Source organism: Mannheimia varigena (assembly GCF_013377235.1).
In the GTDB taxonomy this organism is placed as follows: domain Bacteria; phylum Pseudomonadota; class Gammaproteobacteria; order Enterobacterales; family Pasteurellaceae; genus Mannheimia; species Mannheimia varigena.
Map to the genome: position 1 here is coordinate 2,072,077 of NZ_CP016226.1, position 15,063 is coordinate 2,087,139.

16 protein-coding genes are annotated in these 15,063 nt (G+C 39.0%); 7 read left to right on the forward strand and 9 right to left on the reverse strand.

Annotated elements, in window-relative coordinates; all coding sequences use genetic code 11:
• Positions 1-66: 66 nt before the first annotated feature.
• Positions 67-909, reverse strand: coding sequence for a patatin-like phospholipase family protein (locus tag A6B40_RS09765; protein WP_112110714.1), 843 nt, complete (start codon positions 907-909; stop codon positions 67-69).
• Positions 910-966: 57 nt separating this feature from the next.
• Here A6B40_RS09765 and A6B40_RS09770 point away from each other — a divergent pair, with 57 nt between their 5' ends.
• From A6B40_RS09770 to A6B40_RS09785, 4 genes are all read left to right on the forward strand, one after another.
• Positions 967-1,284, forward strand: a complete 318-nt coding sequence (locus A6B40_RS09770) for a TfoX/Sxy family protein (RefSeq protein WP_176672260.1) — start codon at positions 967-969, stop codon at positions 1,282-1,284.
• Positions 1,285-1,438: 154 nt separating this feature from the next.
• The gene (locus A6B40_RS09775; protein WP_025342821.1) at positions 1,439-2,128 is read left to right on the forward strand and encodes a ribonuclease T2 family protein; all 690 of its coding nucleotides are present in this window, start codon (positions 1,439-1,441) and stop codon (positions 2,126-2,128) included.
• Positions 2,128-2,616, forward strand: coding sequence for a SprT family zinc-dependent metalloprotease (locus tag A6B40_RS09780; protein ID WP_025216916.1), 489 nt, complete (start codon positions 2,128-2,130; stop codon positions 2,614-2,616). Before A6B40_RS09775 ends, A6B40_RS09780 begins: the two co-directional genes overlap by 1 nt.
• Positions 2,617-2,715: 99 nt before the next feature.
• Positions 2,716-3,996 (forward strand): NAD(P)/FAD-dependent oxidoreductase, encoded by a 1,281-nt coding sequence (locus tag A6B40_RS09785; RefSeq protein ID WP_025216917.1) that lies wholly within the window; start codon positions 2,716-2,718, stop codon positions 3,994-3,996.
• A gap of 77 nt (positions 3,997-4,073) precedes the next feature.
• On the opposite strand, the gene A6B40_RS09790 is transcribed toward A6B40_RS09785, so the two are convergent.
• Positions 4,074-5,114, reverse strand: a complete 1,041-nt coding sequence (locus tag A6B40_RS09790; RefSeq protein ID WP_418887711.1) for an ABC transporter substrate-binding protein — start codon at positions 5,112-5,114, stop codon at positions 4,074-4,076.
• Between the two features lie 219 nt (positions 5,115-5,333).
• Between A6B40_RS09790 and A6B40_RS09795 the strand changes: the two genes are divergently transcribed.
• Both A6B40_RS09795 and A6B40_RS09800 read left to right on the forward strand, forming a co-directional pair.
• Positions 5,334-6,032: an AzlC family ABC transporter permease gene (locus tag A6B40_RS09795; protein WP_138317615.1), complete on the forward strand. Its 699-nt coding sequence runs from the start codon at positions 5,334-5,336 to the stop codon at positions 6,030-6,032.
• Entirely contained in the window at positions 6,019-6,345 is a 327-nt protein-coding gene (locus A6B40_RS09800; protein WP_171023786.1) for an AzlD domain-containing protein, read from the forward strand. The genes A6B40_RS09795 and A6B40_RS09800 overlap by 14 nt, the downstream gene beginning before the upstream one ends.
• 76 nt (positions 6,346-6,421) lie before the next feature.
• Here A6B40_RS09800 and A6B40_RS09805 read toward each other — a convergent pair whose 3' ends face one another.
• The 4 genes from A6B40_RS09805 to yajC form a co-directional block, all read right to left on the reverse strand.
• Entirely contained in the window at positions 6,422-7,723 is a 1,302-nt protein-coding gene (locus A6B40_RS09805; RefSeq protein WP_176672262.1) for an NCS2 family permease, read from the reverse strand.
• Positions 7,724-7,861: 138 nt separating this feature from the next.
• Entirely contained in the window at positions 7,862-8,836 is a 975-nt protein-coding gene (gene secF, locus A6B40_RS09810; RefSeq protein WP_176672263.1) for a protein translocase subunit SecF, read from the reverse strand.
• Positions 8,837-8,846: 10 nt separating this feature from the next.
• Positions 8,847-10,688, reverse strand: a complete 1,842-nt coding sequence (gene secD / locus A6B40_RS09815) for a protein translocase subunit SecD (protein WP_176672264.1) — start codon at positions 10,686-10,688, stop codon at positions 8,847-8,849.
• Positions 10,689-10,724: 36 nt separating this feature from the next.
• Positions 10,725-11,018, reverse strand: a complete 294-nt coding sequence (yajC, locus tag A6B40_RS09820; RefSeq protein ID WP_025236401.1) for a preprotein translocase subunit YajC — start codon at positions 11,016-11,018, stop codon at positions 10,725-10,727.
• Positions 11,019-11,210: 192 nt separating this feature from the next.
• Between yajC and A6B40_RS09825 the strand changes: the two genes are divergently transcribed.
• On the forward strand, positions 11,211-11,768 hold the full coding sequence (locus A6B40_RS09825) for a YtfJ family protein (RefSeq protein ID WP_176672265.1): 558 nt from the start codon (positions 11,211-11,213) through the stop codon (positions 11,766-11,768).
• A 34-nt stretch (positions 11,769-11,802) separates the two neighbouring features.
• Here A6B40_RS09825 and A6B40_RS09830 read toward each other — a convergent pair whose 3' ends face one another.
• From A6B40_RS09830 to galT, 3 genes are read right to left on the reverse strand one after another with little or no spacing between them, the layout of a single operon-like run.
• Entirely contained in the window at positions 11,803-12,771 is a 969-nt protein-coding gene (locus tag A6B40_RS09830) for a galactose-1-epimerase (protein ID WP_176672266.1), read from the reverse strand.
• A gap of 60 nt (positions 12,772-12,831) precedes the next feature.
• Positions 12,832-13,989, reverse strand: a complete 1,158-nt coding sequence (galK, locus tag A6B40_RS09835) for a galactokinase (protein ID WP_176672267.1) — start codon at positions 13,987-13,989, stop codon at positions 12,832-12,834.
• A gap of 9 nt (positions 13,990-13,998) precedes the next feature.
• A complete protein-coding gene (gene galT / locus A6B40_RS09840; protein ID WP_176672268.1) occupies positions 13,999-15,063 on the reverse strand; it encodes a galactose-1-phosphate uridylyltransferase in 1,065 nt (354 codons plus the stop codon).

Below are 15,063 nucleotides of genomic sequence, written 5' to 3' on the forward strand. Positions count from 1 at the left end.
TTGGAAGTATTTCCATCTAGACGTCTATAATATATTTTTTGAACGTTTTAGGCAAATAGAATTTGGCTATTTTGCCAAATAAGCTTTTAGTCCAGTTAAGGCATTTCTCGCATCTTCCACACCTAAATCGTACATCGCCTGTATTTTATTCACGTCTTTTTCTAAGCGACTGATTTTAAGCGTCTTGCTTGGGCGAATAACGAAAATTTGTTGCTTTTCGTTAAGTTGAATAACCTGTTCAACAGCTTGATTATATTCTGAATAACGATTTTTCCAACGCTCGACTAATTTCGGGTATTTTTTATAGAAGCACTTAAACAACCACATTGAGCTGGGGTTCTTGCGATATTCAAGCGGGCGAGTAAGTACGACAATAATCTTATCGTAACCCATCTCAATAAATTTCTGTACAGGAATACTATCTGAAACACCGCCATCTAAATATTTTTTACCGTCAATTTCCACAATTTTTGACACAATGGGCATTGATGATGTCGCTCGGAAAGCCTCCATCTGCTCAAAAGCATTGGTGATTTTAATATATTCAGGCTCGCCTGTTTCCACATTGGTTACCGTTACCCAAAAATCCATACCAGATTCTTCAAAGGTTTTTTGATCGAATGGGTCAAGAGTGGTAGGTAGTTCATAATAGGCGAAATCACGGTTTACAATATTACCCGTAGTGAACAAGCTGTGAAGTCCCATATAACGCTTGTCTTTTGCATATTTTTTGTTATAGCGTAATGCTCTGCCTTTTTGTTTAGATGGGAAATTCACTCCAAACAATGCCCCAGCAGAAACCCCGATTGCACCGTCTATATGAATATTTTCATCTAAAAATACGTCTAATACACCTGCGGTGAAAATACCCCGCAAACCACCACCTTCCAGCACTAATCCAACTTTCATATCATTCTCCCTGCAATTTGTGTATTATAACCTGAATCTATCCTCATAGGAGCAACTATGGCTGATACGGAATTTGTTCATTTTTTGTTAGATCAACTCTCGTCTATTTCAGGCTTGCGAGCGAAAAAAATGTTTGGTACATATTGCTTGTTTTATAACGATAAAATTGTGGCAATTATCAGCAAAGATTATCGTATTTTTGTAAAAACCAAAATAGAAACTTTACCCCTTTTCTTGGCAGAAAATGCAGAGCAATTTAGCTATTTTGCGAAAGGAAAAGTGCAAAAAATGCACTATTGGTCTATACCTGAGTTAGCGATCGAAGAATCTGATGAGCTGATAAAATGGATTAGGCTCGGCTTGCAAGCGGTCTAATTTTTTTAAAATTTTGCAGAAAAATCAGATAAAATTATTCACAATCCTTGTAAGGCTTTTTCACAGCTTCGTTGCCGTTGGCAAAGCCAACACTCAAAAAGTGATGCTTTTTGTGACCGCTTATAATCATATTTTTAATATCTTAGTGTTTGATATGAAACAGAAAAAACTATTCTCTATTATTGTCGCTGCTGTATTAGCAGCTATTTTTCTATTTTTTATTTTTTCAGATAAAAAAGATCAGCCGAATATAACACAGCCAAGCTCTCAATCTTCTTCGTTGGGCGATTATGATGTGAAGATGAAAAATGATCGCTTAAAGCAAAATATTGTGGGAACTGATTATTACACTTTAGCTCTTTCGTGGTCTCCAGCGTTTTGTCAAAAGCAGAGACGGAATAATAACGGCAAAATTCCGCAACATTTGAAATATCAGTGTGATGGGGAGAAAAAATTTGGTTGGGTAATTCACGGCTTATGGCCACAGAGTGAAAATGCCCGTCGCATTGAAGATCACCCTCGTTATTGTCAAGGGGATTTGCCAAGAGTAGAAGAAGACACTATCAAAAAATATTTACCAGAATCGCCAGGAGCGACCTTGTTACAAGGTGAGTGGGAAAAACACGGGGCTTGTGCGTTTAATCAAGCTGAGGCTTATTTTGCTAAGCAAAAATCACTTTTTAATGAACTGACATTGCCTGATGTTGATATGCCAAAATCTGAGCTATTTAAATGGGTAAGAGCGAATAATCCGCAGCTTAAAGGTGTTTATTTAGGCGGTGGAAAGGATGAGCTTTATATCTGTTATGATAAATCTTGGCAGCCGATGGATTGTCCACGCTGATGTCTGATTTTCGCCAACTTAAAATGCAGGTCCAACGCCAGCTAAAGCGTGATTTAGACCGTGCAAATAGTTATTTTAACAAAACTTTTTTTCCACCAGCAGTGAATTATAATGTGCGCGGAGTAAAAGCCGGTGTTGCTTATTTAGAACGCAATGAAGTACGGTTCAATCCTGTGTTATTACAAGAAAACGGGCTGAAATTTATCAGCCAAGTTGTGCCACACGAGCTTGCTCATATTTTGGTTTATCAACACTTTGGGCGAGTTCGATCACATGGCAAAGAGTGGAAAATGATGATGGAAACTGTGTTTGGTGTGCCAGCAGAAATTTATCACTGTTTTGATACACAAAATGTGCAACAACAATTTACTTACCAATGCAGTTGCCAAACCCATCAACTCTCTATCCGCAGACACAATGCCGTAATGCGCGATAAACGAAGCTATATTTGTCGTTTATGTAAAACGCCACTTCATTTTGTGGAGTAAAAGTTAAAATAATGTTGCAATTTAGCTAGACTTTATTTTTTTACTCCCTACAATGCACTTTAGTATTCAATTTAAATTTTTCAATTTTCGGAGTATTTTATGGAAACTATTGTAATTGTCGGCGGAGGAGCTGGTGGCTTAGAGCTTGCAACCTACCTCGGTAATAAATTAGGTCGAAAACAAAAAGCGAAGGTTATTTTAATTGACCGCAACGCAACTCATTTATGGAAGCCATTATTGCACGAAGTGGCAACTGGCACACTTGATGAAGGGACTGATGCACTCAGTTATCGTGCTCACGCTAAAAATCACGGTTTTGAGTTTCAACAAGGCACCCTTGTTGCGGTAGATAGAGAACAGAAATCTGTATCACTTGCGCCTATCTATAACGATAAAAATCAATTATTAGTTAAAGAACGTAACATTAGCTATGACAAATTAGTTATTGCAATCGGTAGTAAATCAAATGATTTTAATACAAAAGGGGTTACAGAGCATTGTGTTTTCTTAGACGGTTCAGAACAAGCAAAAGATTTCCAAAAACGAATGATGGAGCTATTCTTACGTTTTTCTCATAGCGAAAACAAAGATGTAAAAATTGCGATTGTAGGTGGAGGAGCAACAGGTATTGAACTTTCTGCGGAGCTTTATCATATTGTGAGAAACTTAAATTCTTATGGCTTTGGTAAATTAAACCGTGCCAGTCTAAAAGTTACTTTAATTGAAGCAGGTCCTCGTTTAATTCCTGCTTTGCCAGAAAAAATTTCTATTTCTGCTTTCCATGAATTGAAAAAAGCAGGCGTAGATGTGCGTTTAGGCACACAAATTGTTGAAGCCCGTGAAGATGGTTTAATGACCCGTTTAGGGGAGAAAATTGAAGCTGATATTATGGTGTGGGCTGCGGGTGTAAAAGCACCTGAAATGACGAATGAATTTGGCTTTGAAACAAATCGTTTAAACCAAATTGAAATTAAAGATACTTTACAGACAACCGTGGATGATTCTGTTTTTGTAATTGGGGATTGTGCAGCATTAATACAAGATGGAAAACCAATTCCTCCTCGAGCACAAGCAGCTCATCAAATGGCAACACAATGTGGTAAGAATATTGTTGCTTTAATTCATGGTAAAGAGATGAAGCCATTTAAATTTAATGATAAAGGCTCATTACTTTCTTTCTCTAAGTTTGGCACGGTGGGGAATTTAATGGGGAATTTGATGAGTGGTGACATGTTTATTGAAGGTAAAATTGCACGACTTGCTTATCTTTCGCTTTATCGAATGCATCAAGTTGCATTACATGGTTATGTGAAAACAGGGTTAATTTTATTAGTCGGTCAGATTAACCGATTCCTGCGACCAATTATGAAATTACATTAATCGTAAAAATCCGCATCATTTTGCGGATTTTTCTCTTGAATTACAAGCGGTCGTTTTTAACTTGTATTTTGCAATGTTTATTTTGCTAGTTTAATTTCTGCTAACCACTTATCAATTAAACGTTTACCTTCTTCGCTTGAGCCAGCCTTTTTGTAATCAATTTCTACAAATTCAAGTGTATTAGCTTTGATCGATTGTGGTGCAACTTCTGCGTTTACATTAGTTGGGGTTTGGTAAACACCGTGTTTTTTCCAAGGAATTTCTTGGGTTTCTTTAGAAAGTACCCAATCCATAAAGAGCTTTGCATTGTCTAGGTTACGGGCATTTTTGATAATGCTTACCCCACCGAGTGCATAGCCTACTTTACCTTCTGGGATTATTGCCTCAACAGGCGCACCTTTTTCTTTCTCGGTTGCATAGCCGTGGACAAAACCAACAGTAACTGCACTTTCACCGCGAGAGAGATTTGAGGTTACCAACGTGCTTTTCACATATTGTGAAATATTGTTATCTAGCTTTTTCAAGTAATCAAAGGTTTTGTCTTCCCCCCAAAGAGTAGAAAGCGTAGTGATAAATGTATAAGTTGTACCTGAACTACGAGGATCTGGTATTTGCACTTCACTTTTTAAACGAGGATCTAATAAATCTTCCCATTTTTGGGGTGCCTCAATGCCTAGTTTGGCTAGCTTTTCTGTATTTATTCCTAAACCCAGCACTAGCATATAAGCGATAGAGGTAAATTTGCCCGGTTCGCTTTCTACTAATGATTTAAATTGCGGTAAAATTTCAGCTTGCAATGGAGAGCGGTATGCCTCTAATAAGCCTAAATCGCCCGCTTGGAAGTGGGGCTCAATTGTTCCACCATACCAAATATCCGCTTGTGGGTTGGAAGATTCTGCTTTTAATTTTCCTAAAATTGTGCCTGTACCACCGTGAATAAATTGGGCATCTACATTGTATTTTTGTGAAAACTGTTTAGTCATATCTTCACAAACATTGTTTTGTACTGTGCAGTAAATAGTTAAACGCCCTTCTGCTTTTGCATCTGTTGTAGTAAATAAGCTCGTTGCAAATAATAAGCTAGAGATTAATAATTTTGTCACTTTCAATTCCTTCAAAAAAACGCTAATAGGAAAAATTATGGAGAGGGAAGTCTAGCATTTCAGAGGAATGCTTGAAAGTAATTAATCACGATTAAACCTGCTGATTTAATCTATTATTTCAATGACCCTCCGCTATCTGTAAATTTTTAAAGAAATATAATCACTTGTGATTACTTGCTATTTTATAAAAAAGAGGAATAATAAATGTATTGTTTTAAATGTTAAATTTTAGTTATGAAAAATAGTTGGAAGGAAGCGCTTAAATTGACTACCCCCATCTTTATGGGATACTTTGCTGCTGGTGTTGCTTACGGAATGCTGGCAACTAATGCAGGCATGCCTGCTTGGTTTACGATTGTGATGAGTTTCACCGTGATTTCAGGTACAGCGCAATATGCTGCGATTCCCTTTTTTGTTTCAGGGGCGGGAGCAATTTCTGTTTTTCTCAGTACGCTTTTAATGAGCTTGCGCTTTAGCTTTTATACCCTCAATATGATAGAACATAAGCCTAAATCACGTTTCAAAGGGCTTGTTTCAATTGCTGGTTTAACTGACGAAGGGTTTGCGGTTTTATCAACTTTATCAAAAGAGCAGCGTGAGTCATTTATCTTTAAAGTGGCAGTGTTGTGTGTTACTTATTGGACTTTCTCAACAATTGTAGGTGTGTTATTGGGGGATTCGGTGGCAAATTACATTCCTCATTTAGATTTTGCATTACCTTGCTTATTTGCAATTCTTGCCTATGAGCAGTATAAAAATCAAAAACAGTGGAAGCCTGTTGTGATCGCTTTGATTGGCTTCCTACTCGCTCTCCAAATCACTGAAACTAGCGTGTTATTAGTGGCTATTTTAATTGCGATAGTGATTGTTACTTTTTTACCGAAATCTTTTACAAAAACAGAGCACAAAGGAGCAGAGAATGAACACCAATGATATTTTAATTATGTTTGTTGCCCTTGTTCTTGGCACGCAGCTTTGTCGTTTTTTACCCGAATTTCTTCCCCAAAAGGTGCTATCTTCTCCCATTTTGCAAAAATTAAATAAAATGCTACCGCTTGTGATTATGCTTTTGCTACTTTTTACAAGTCTGACATTTCCGAAAAGTGGAGAAGGGTTCAATCTATTATTTGCTCAGCTTTTTGCGTTGATTTGTGTAATAGGTAGCTATATTTGGCTAAAGAACACTTTTTTAAGTGTGATATTAGGGATTTTAGGTGTGAATCTGTTTTTGTCGTTTTTAAGTTAAGTACAGATTTTTGAGAAAACAAAACCGCTTGTAACTGATAATTGCAAGCGGTCTTTTTTTACTATTTTTTCACAAATTAGATGGCTAAATCAAACGCATAAAATGCGAGTAGAATAATCGCAATAATTACGGTACCGAGGTTTAGTTTTTTTACTTCGCCTGAAATTAATCGACCGATAACGAGTGTTGCAAAACCTAGCATAATACCTGTGACGATGTTTGCGGTTAGTACGATAAATACCGCACATACAAGACCGGCCATTGCACCAACGAAATCGCTAAAATCTAATCTTGAAACATTGCTCAACATTAATAAACCAACATACATTAACGCTGGAGCAGTAGCATAACTTGGTACTAAGAATGCAAGGGGTTGGAAGAACAACATGAATAAGAAGCCTATACCAACAACTACTGCTGTTAAACCTGTTTTACCGCCAACCGCTGTACCTGCTGCTGATTCAATATAAACCGCTGCTGGGGCTGTACCGAATAAGCCTGATAAAATTGACCCAAAAGAGTCAGAAGTTAAGGCTTTATCACCGTTGATGATTTGCCCGTCTTTATCTAATAAATTAGCCTGACCTGCTACAGCACGAATTGTGCCTGTGGCATCAAAAATTGCGGTCATCACTAACGCAAATACGACAGGTAAAATGGCGGTATTTAATGCCCCCATAATATCAAGACTTAAAAACAGTGAATTTTCTCCAAAGCTTGGCATTTTGAAAAAGCCTGCGTATTTTACGTTCGGATCAAAAATTAGCCCAACAATGGTAATTGCAATGATTACCCATAAAATACTGCCTTTTATTTTCAGCTTTTCTAATCCGATAATAGCAGCTAAACCAATTAAAGACATTAATACGGGGAATGAGGTAAAATCGCCTAATTTTACCGGGATATCCATACCGCTGTTTACGACTAATTTTACGTTGGTTGCTGCAATAATGAGTAGGAATAAACCGATACCGATACCGGCACCGTGTGCAATGCTGCTTGGTAAATTACGCAAAATCCAAGTGCGGATACCTGTTGCAGAAATAATGGTAAACACTACGCCCATTAAGAAAATTGCCCCTAGAGCAACAGGAACAGAAACTTGTTGCCCCAGCACTAAGCTAAAGGCGGTAAAAGCAGTTAGAGAAATTGCACAACCAATCGCCATTGGTGCGTTTGCCCATAAGCCAATTAAAATTGAACCTAAACCCGAAACTAAACAGGTAGCAATAAATACGGATTCAGCAGGGAAACCTGCTTGGCTTAACATTCCCGGCACGACAATAACGGAATACACCATTGCGAGAAAAGTGGTTAAACCTGCGATCACTTCTTGACGAACGTTTGAACCACGTTCTTCAAATTTAAACAAGGACATAAAAACCTCAAAGAAAAAAGATAAATAGAAAGGAAAATTTTGTGGGCGAATTCTACAGAAATTTAAATTAATTGGCAAACGTTTGCGTGAGAAGTAAAAGAAAAGCAGGAAATAATCCTGCTTTTATCTTATCGTTAATTAGTAATCAATAAAGGCTTCTTGATCTGCCCCTTCTTTTTCAACCTTAGTCTGAACCATATGTTCACGTTTCAAACCAAGTTGTAGAGCCACACCGATCGCAATATAAATTGATGAATAAGTACCAAAACCAATACCAATTAATAATGCAAGCGAGAAGCTATGAAGCGTTGGGCCACCTAAATAGAATAGGGCTAATACTACAAAGAGTGTAGTAACAGAGGTCATTAAGGTACGAGAAAGGGTTTGACTCAATGAAATATCCACTACTTCAGTTGAACTTAAACGACGAATTTTTGAGAAGTTTTCTCGCACACGGTCGAACACAACGATGGAGTCGTTTAGTGAGTAACCCACTACCGATAAAATTGCCGCCACAAATGTGAGATCTAGCTCGATCTGTAAGAAAGAGAATACTCCAAGCGTAACCAAAACGTCGTGGAATAAGGCTGTAATACCGCCTACAGCTAAACGCCATTCAAATCGTGTTCCCACATAAATGAGTAGCATTGCAAGAGTAGCAAGGGTGGCATAAATTGCGCCTTGTGTAAGCTCTTCCCCTACATTAGGGCCTACAAACTCAATACTTTTAATAGTTGCATTTGGATCTAATTTTTGATGGATTATATCTATCACTTTATTTCCAACGCCCATATCGCCAGCATTGGCAGACAAGCGGATCATTAAATCTTTTTGGCTGCCAGTGGTCTGTACTAATGCACTACCATAGCCACTATTTTCAAGTTCGCTACGTAGCTTTGGTAAATCTGCCGGTTGAGAAAACTGAGTTTCAATTACCGTACCGCCTGTGAAATCTAAGCCCCAGTTAAATCCTTTCGTTGCAATAATGAAAATACATAATGCAGAGATAATAATAGAAAAGATGAAACCGAAGTAACGGTATTTCATAAACGGAATTAACTTATAAGGCAGTTTGATGTCTGCTACATCTTGTTTTACATTTTCAATAGCCATTTATTCCACCTTAAATCCAAAGTTTCTTCACGCGTTTACCGCCATATACCCAGTTTACAAGCATGCGGGTACCTGTAATTGCGGTAAACATAGAAATAATTACCCCTAAAGCAAGCGTTACCGCAAAGCCTTTTACAGGACCTGTACCTACAGCATATAGCACAAGAGAGGTTAAAATGGTGGTGAGGTTCGAGTCAAAAATACTTGAGAATGCACCACTATAGCCTTCGTGAATAGCTTGTTGAATAGAGCGACCATTACGAATTTCTTCTTTAATACGCTCATAGATCAACACGTTCGCATCTACCGACATACCCACTGCCAGTACAATACCCGCAATACCCGGCATTGTAAGTGTTGCCCCAATTAATGACATTAAGCCGATGGTTAAAATCATATTGGCAATAAGGGCAAGTGAAGCAAATATCCCAAACATTTTATAAAATGCTAAACAGAATAAAATGGTTAAGCCTAAGCCTAACATACTTGCTTCCATACCTTGTTTCACATTATCTGCACCAAGTGATGCCCCGATAGTACGTTCTTCCACAATCACGATTGGAGCAATTAATGCACCTGAACGTAGTAAAACAGCAAGATTTTGAGCTTCAGCCGGTGAGTTAATACCTGTGATTTGGAATTGGTTGCCTAAACGGGTTTGGATAGTTGCTACGTTAATTACTTCTTGGTGTTTTTCAAGAATGACTTTGCCGTTTGCATCTTTATGACCTGAATCTTTAAATTCGGTATAAAGGGTTGCCATTGGCTTTTTAATTGCCATTTTAGTGATTTCGCCCATCATATCACCACCTTCAGCATCTAATTTGATACTTACTTGTGGCAAACCACGCTCATCTTTACCAGCAGTTGCATCAATAATATGCTCACCACCTAAAGAAGGCTTACGGCGTAACACGACGGTTTCGCCATCACGAGTGTTCTGTACCTCAGAATCTGCGGGTACAATCCCTTTAGCTGCAGAGGCTAAATTTGCTTCTGTATTCACCAAACGGAATTCAAGTGTTGCTGTTGCTCCTAAAAGCTCTTTTGCACGAGCGGTATCCTGCACGCCCGGTAATTCCACAACAATGCGGTCAGCACCTTGACGCTGAATAGTTGGCTCTGAAACGCCTAATTCTTCTACACGTTTACGCAAAATTGAAAGATTCTGCTCAATTGCCATGCTGCGAGAATCAGAAAGAGCTTGCTCTGATGGCGTTAAAGTTACGTTATTATCTTTAACTAAAATATCAAGTGTTGGGTGAGAGCGACGAATTAAACGAACCGCATTTTCAGCTGTCTCGTTATCAATAAATTCAATCTCAGTTGCAAAATTTTCGGCTTTTTTGACCGCTTTATATTGCAATTTTTCTTTGCGGAAATCATTACGCAAGCTGTCTTGTAAGGTATCTTGCTGTTTAGCAAGAGCGGTGTTCATATCCACTTCCATTAAGAAACGAACACCACCAAGCAAGTCTAAGCCTCGTTTCATCGGGCTTCCGCCAATATCTGAGAGCCATTTTGGTGTTGCCGGTGCAAGGTTTAATGCAACAGAATAGTTATTACCCAATGCTTCAGAGATTTTTTCTTTGGCTGGAAGTTGTTGTTCAGTACTTTCTAAACGAACCAAGATCGAACCATTTTCTAACACGGCTGATTTTGGCTGAATGTTCATTAATGAAAGCGTAGATTGAACTTGAGTAAGGGTTTCTGGTGTGGCTTGTTGTCCACGAGTACCGGAAATTTGTACAGATGGATCATCGCCATATAAATTTGGAAGGGCATATAAAGCACCAATGGCGATCACGAAGATCACCATTAAATTCTTCCATAGAGGGAAACGGTTTAACACAATAAATCCCCAAATGTTAAGGTTTGATTAGAGGCATTAAAGAGATCTTAATGAGCCTTTAGGTAATACAGCAACCACGAAATCACGCTTAATGGTTACTTCAGTTGTGTCGTTTAATGCGATAACGATGTTATCATTATCTGCGGTTACTTTTGTAATTTTACCGATTAAACCACCACTGGTTAATACCTCTTCGCCTTTTGCTAAGCTTGCAAGTAATTCACGTTGTTGTTTTTGACGTTTTGCTTGTGGGCGATAAATCATAAAATAGAAAATTGCACCGAAAACAATCAGAATAAAGATCATTTCCATTCCGCCACCTTGTTGCATAAAAACTCCTTAAATTGTGTTAAGTGGTATAAAAAATTGATGTTATAAAAACGCCTGCTAAAATACCACAAATTCAATGAATTAACGAGTAGAAAAATTCATCGAATGCTTTTCTTTTAAACAAAAATTTGAGTAAAATCATTTCTTTTGTTTACAAAGTTATATCGGTTTTTATAACAACGAGGAGAAAAAATGAGAAAAGTTGGAAAACTAGCGGTTATTTTTGGACTATTTTTTGCAAATATGAGTTTTGCTCATAATGTAAAATTAAATCAATCTTTGCCAGCCGTTTCGGTGGCAAAAGATGGCGAATTAGTGATTCAATCAGGCAAAATTGCTTATAAAAGTTGGAATTCATCAGCCGTTGCCGGAAAAGTACGAGTAGTGCTTCATTTTGCAGCAAGAAGTTCAGTAAAGAGTAAAAATGCAGCCTTAATTAATACACTCAAAAATGCAGCTTTTGATCCTACAAAATATCAAACATTAACCATTGTAAATGCGGACGATGCGATTGTGGGGACCGGGCTTTTTGTGAAAAATAATGTTGAAGACGGTAAATTAGAAAATCCACGTAGCCAAGTCGTGCTAGATCAACAAGGCAATGTTAAAAAAGCGTGGAATCTAAAAGAAAAAGAGAGTTTTATTGCGGTGTTGGATAAATCAGGCAAAGTCAAATTTGCAACGGAAGGTGCTCTTTCGTCAAAACAGATTGAAGAAGTGATGAGCTTGGTTAAAACATTAATGCAGTAATAATTATAGGCAGGTGTTACCTGCCTATTTTTTCTCAAATCACAAACCGATAACTGATCGTGTGGTGATAATTTTCCCCTGCCTTGGTAATGCCACCAAATTCCAACAATTCAGTTTGATTAACCGAGTTCGGGAAAAACTCTGGCTCTAACGCCACGCCTGCATAATCTCCATATTCGCCATTAGTCAAATTCGGTTGCCCTTTTAGCCAGTTGCCAGTATAAACCTGCAAGGCAGGCATTGAGGTGCGGAGTTCCATTTTTAAATCTTCCACAGTTAAACAAGCGGTCAGATTTTCACTATTTTTTGCAAGATGAAAGGCGTGATCGTAACCTTTTACTGCTTTTTGGTCGTCATCAGCCAATAAGTCTTGCCCGATTTTTTTAGCCGTGCGGAAGTCAAAACCTGTGCCTTCCACCTTTTTAAGCGGAGCATTCGGAATACCGCTTGAATCCACCGGCAAATACGCCTCAGCATTAATCATCAACTTGTGAGCTAAGATATTTTCTGAACCTTGCAGATTAAAATAAGCGTGGTTGGTTAAACAAAGTGGTGTATCTTGATTTGTTGTTGCATCAAAGCTGATTTGCAGTTCATTATCGGTTAAACGATATTCTACAAAGGCTTTCACTTCACCACCAAAGCCTTCCTCATTATCTGCAAAAATATAACTAAATTTGACCGCTTGTTCGCTCTGGCTTTCCACCTTCCAAACTACTTTATCACCGCCGAGCGTGCCGCCGTGCAAATTATGATTGCCATTGTTTTTGGCAAGCCGATAGGTTTTGCCGTTAAGCGAAAATTCCGCATTGGCAATGCGGTTGGCGTAACGCCCAATGGTTGCCCCAAAGAAAGCGGTCTGTTTTTGCCAATCTTTTGCAGAAGTGGTTATTAATACTTCACGCTCTTCATTCGGTAGCTTTACCACACAAGAGAGCCAAGATGCTCCAAAGTCTGACAAAGTAATTTTTAAAAAGGAATTTTCAAGGGTAAATAATTGCATAGATTATTGCCTATAAATTGTAGATGCGGGCGGATAGCATCCGCTCTGATGTTTATGGAGTTATACAACCTCGTGCACACCATCGCAAGCTGTGCATAAATGGAAGGTTTCTTTAATGCCTGTTTGCTTTTCATAATTTTCAGCAACGGCTTGGCGAAGATCTTCCACTTTATCATTTGGCACTAAGCATACTACACAGCCTCCAAAGCCACCGCCTGTCATTCTTGCTCCGCCATTTTTACCGATTGCTTGTTGGGCGATTTCAGCCAAGCTATCGACTTCAGGGCAGGTAATCTCAAAATCATCACGCATAGAGTCGTGCGAAGCTGCCATTAATTCGCCCAATTTAGCCATATTATTCGCTTTTAGGGCTTCTGCAGCTTCTAACACACGCTGATTTTCGCTGATGATATGTTTTGCACGTTTATAGGCAAGTTCATTAGCATCACGCAGTTCTGCGGCTCGTTCAATAAATTGCTCTGCACTTACATCACGCAATTTTGCTTTACCGAAGAAGTGAGCGGCAAATTCGCACTGTTCACGGCGGCTGTTGTATTCACCCGTTACTAAGTCGTGCTTCACATTGGAGTTAATAATGGCGATTGAATAACCTTGTGGTTCAGGCGTTGGACTAATCTCAAGGCTACGGCAATCGATCATTAAAAAATGATCTTTTTGTCCTAAAGCAGAGGTGAGTTGATCCATATTTCCGCAATTACAGCCGACAAATTTATTCTCTGCTTCTTGTCCAATTAATGCAATTTGAGTATGAGAAAGCGGCAAATCTCCCAACAATTGAGCTGTTTTACCAATTGATACCTCAAGAGCTGCGGAAGAACTTAGTCCCGACGACATCGGTACATCGCTGGTAATCACTAAATCAGCCCCTTGTTTGAAATCAGGGCATTTTACTTGCACAAATTTCACCACACCACGCACATAGTTCGCCCATTTGTGTTCACTTGGCTCAATTGGTTGGCTTAGGTCAAATTCATCTTGTTCGTTAATATCAAGGGCGAACACTCGCCATTTGTTATCATCACGTTTAGCAAAGCTTACCGCCGTGCCGTAATTAATCGCACAAGGCATAACAAATCCGTCGTTATAATCAGTGTGTTCGCCAATAATATTCACTCTGCCCGGAGCAAATACCGTACGTTCTGCTTTATAACCAAAATGTTCTTCAAATTTTTGAACAGCAATTTCTTGTGGTTTCATTCAAATTCCTTATTTTTCGATTTGTGGTTTCTTATCTTTATAGTGTTTAGTATCACTTACCGCATTTAAACGTTCTGCCGCTTGTTCCGGGGTTAAATCACGCTGAGTTTCTGCCATCATTTCATAGCCGACCATAAATTTACGTACGGTAGCAGAACGCAACAACGGCGGATAAAAATGGGCGTGCAGTTGCCAATGTGCATTTTCTTTGCCGTTAAACGGAGCAAAGTGGAAGCCCATTGAATAAGGGAAACTAATGTTAAATAAGTTATCGTAGCGAGTCGTGAGCTTTTTCAATGCTAAGGCTAAATCAGCTTTTTCCGCTTCGTTCAGATCGGTAATCGACTTAAATTGCTTCGCTTTCGGTAGTAACAATGTTTCAAACGGCCAGCTCGCCCAGTAAGGCACAACGGCAAGCCAATCTTCCGTTTCTACTACAATTCGCTCTTTTTTATCTAATTCACGCTTAGCGTAATCTAATAAAAGTGGTGAGCTATATTTTGCAAAATAATCGGCTTGGCATTCATCTTCAATGGTGATTTCATTCGGCAGAAAATTACTCGCCCAAATTTGCCCGTGTGGGTGAGGGTTAGAGCAGCCCATCATCGAGCCTTTATTTTCAAAGATCTGCACCCACTGATAACACTCTTTCAGCTCATTCGCCTGTTCCTGCCAAACCGTAACCACATCGGTAATTTCATCAACCGAAAGCTGTGGCAAGGTTTTGCTATGATCGGGCGAGAAGCAGATCACACGGCTTTCGCCTTGAGTGTGGGAAATTTGGAACAGTGGATCATCATTCGCCTCTGGAGCTGGAGTGTCAGGCAACAGAGCAGAGAAGTCATTTTTAAACACAAACGGCTTGGTGTAATTCGGGTTTTGTTCACCGGTGATGCGTTTATTGCCGGGGCAGAGATAGCAAGTTGGGTCATAACTCGGCTTTTCATCTTGCACAATTTCCTCTTGCTGCCCTTGCCACGGACGTTTAGCCCGATGCGGAGAAACTAAAATCCACTGATTTTTCAGCGGATTAAAACGGCGGTGTGGATGATCGTTGAGGACAAACTCGCTCAT

Excerpts from the sequence above, each read along its gene's own strand:
- A6B40_RS09805 (WP_176672262.1), bottom strand. The coding sequence starts at position 7,723 with ATGTCCTTGTTTAAATTTGAAGAACGTGGTTCAAACGTTCGTCAAGAA.
- galT (WP_176672268.1), bottom strand. The coding sequence starts at position 15,063 with ATGAGCGAGTTTGTCCTCAACGATCATCCACACCGCCGTTTTAATCCG.
- secF (WP_176672263.1), bottom strand. The coding sequence starts at position 8,836 with ATGGCTATTGAAAATGTAAAACAAGATGTAGCAGACATCAAACTGCCT.
- A6B40_RS09780 (WP_025216916.1), top strand. The coding sequence starts at position 2,128 with ATGTCTGATTTTCGCCAACTTAAAATGCAGGTCCAACGCCAGCTAAAG.
- galK (WP_176672267.1), bottom strand. The coding sequence starts at position 13,989 with ATGAAACCACAAGAAATTGCTGTTCAAAAATTTGAAGAACATTTTGGT.
- A6B40_RS09765 (WP_112110714.1), bottom strand. The coding sequence starts at position 909 with ATGAAAGTTGGATTAGTGCTGGAAGGTGGTGGTTTGCGGGGTATTTTC.
- A6B40_RS09830 (WP_176672266.1), bottom strand. The coding sequence starts at position 12,771 with ATGCAATTATTTACCCTTGAAAATTCCTTTTTAAAAATTACTTTGTCA.
- A6B40_RS09785 (WP_025216917.1), top strand. The coding sequence starts at position 2,716 with ATGGAAACTATTGTAATTGTCGGCGGAGGAGCTGGTGGCTTAGAGCTT.
- A6B40_RS09795 (WP_138317615.1), top strand. The coding sequence starts at position 5,334 with ATGAAAAATAGTTGGAAGGAAGCGCTTAAATTGACTACCCCCATCTTT.
- A6B40_RS09770 (WP_176672260.1), top strand. The coding sequence starts at position 967 with ATGGCTGATACGGAATTTGTTCATTTTTTGTTAGATCAACTCTCGTCT.
- A6B40_RS09775 (WP_025342821.1), top strand. The coding sequence starts at position 1,439 with ATGAAACAGAAAAAACTATTCTCTATTATTGTCGCTGCTGTATTAGCA.
- yajC (WP_025236401.1), bottom strand. The coding sequence starts at position 11,018 with ATGCAACAAGGTGGCGGAATGGAAATGATCTTTATTCTGATTGTTTTC.
- A6B40_RS09825 (WP_176672265.1), top strand. The coding sequence starts at position 11,211 with ATGAGAAAAGTTGGAAAACTAGCGGTTATTTTTGGACTATTTTTTGCA.
- A6B40_RS09800 (WP_171023786.1), top strand. The coding sequence starts at position 6,019 with ATGAACACCAATGATATTTTAATTATGTTTGTTGCCCTTGTTCTTGGC.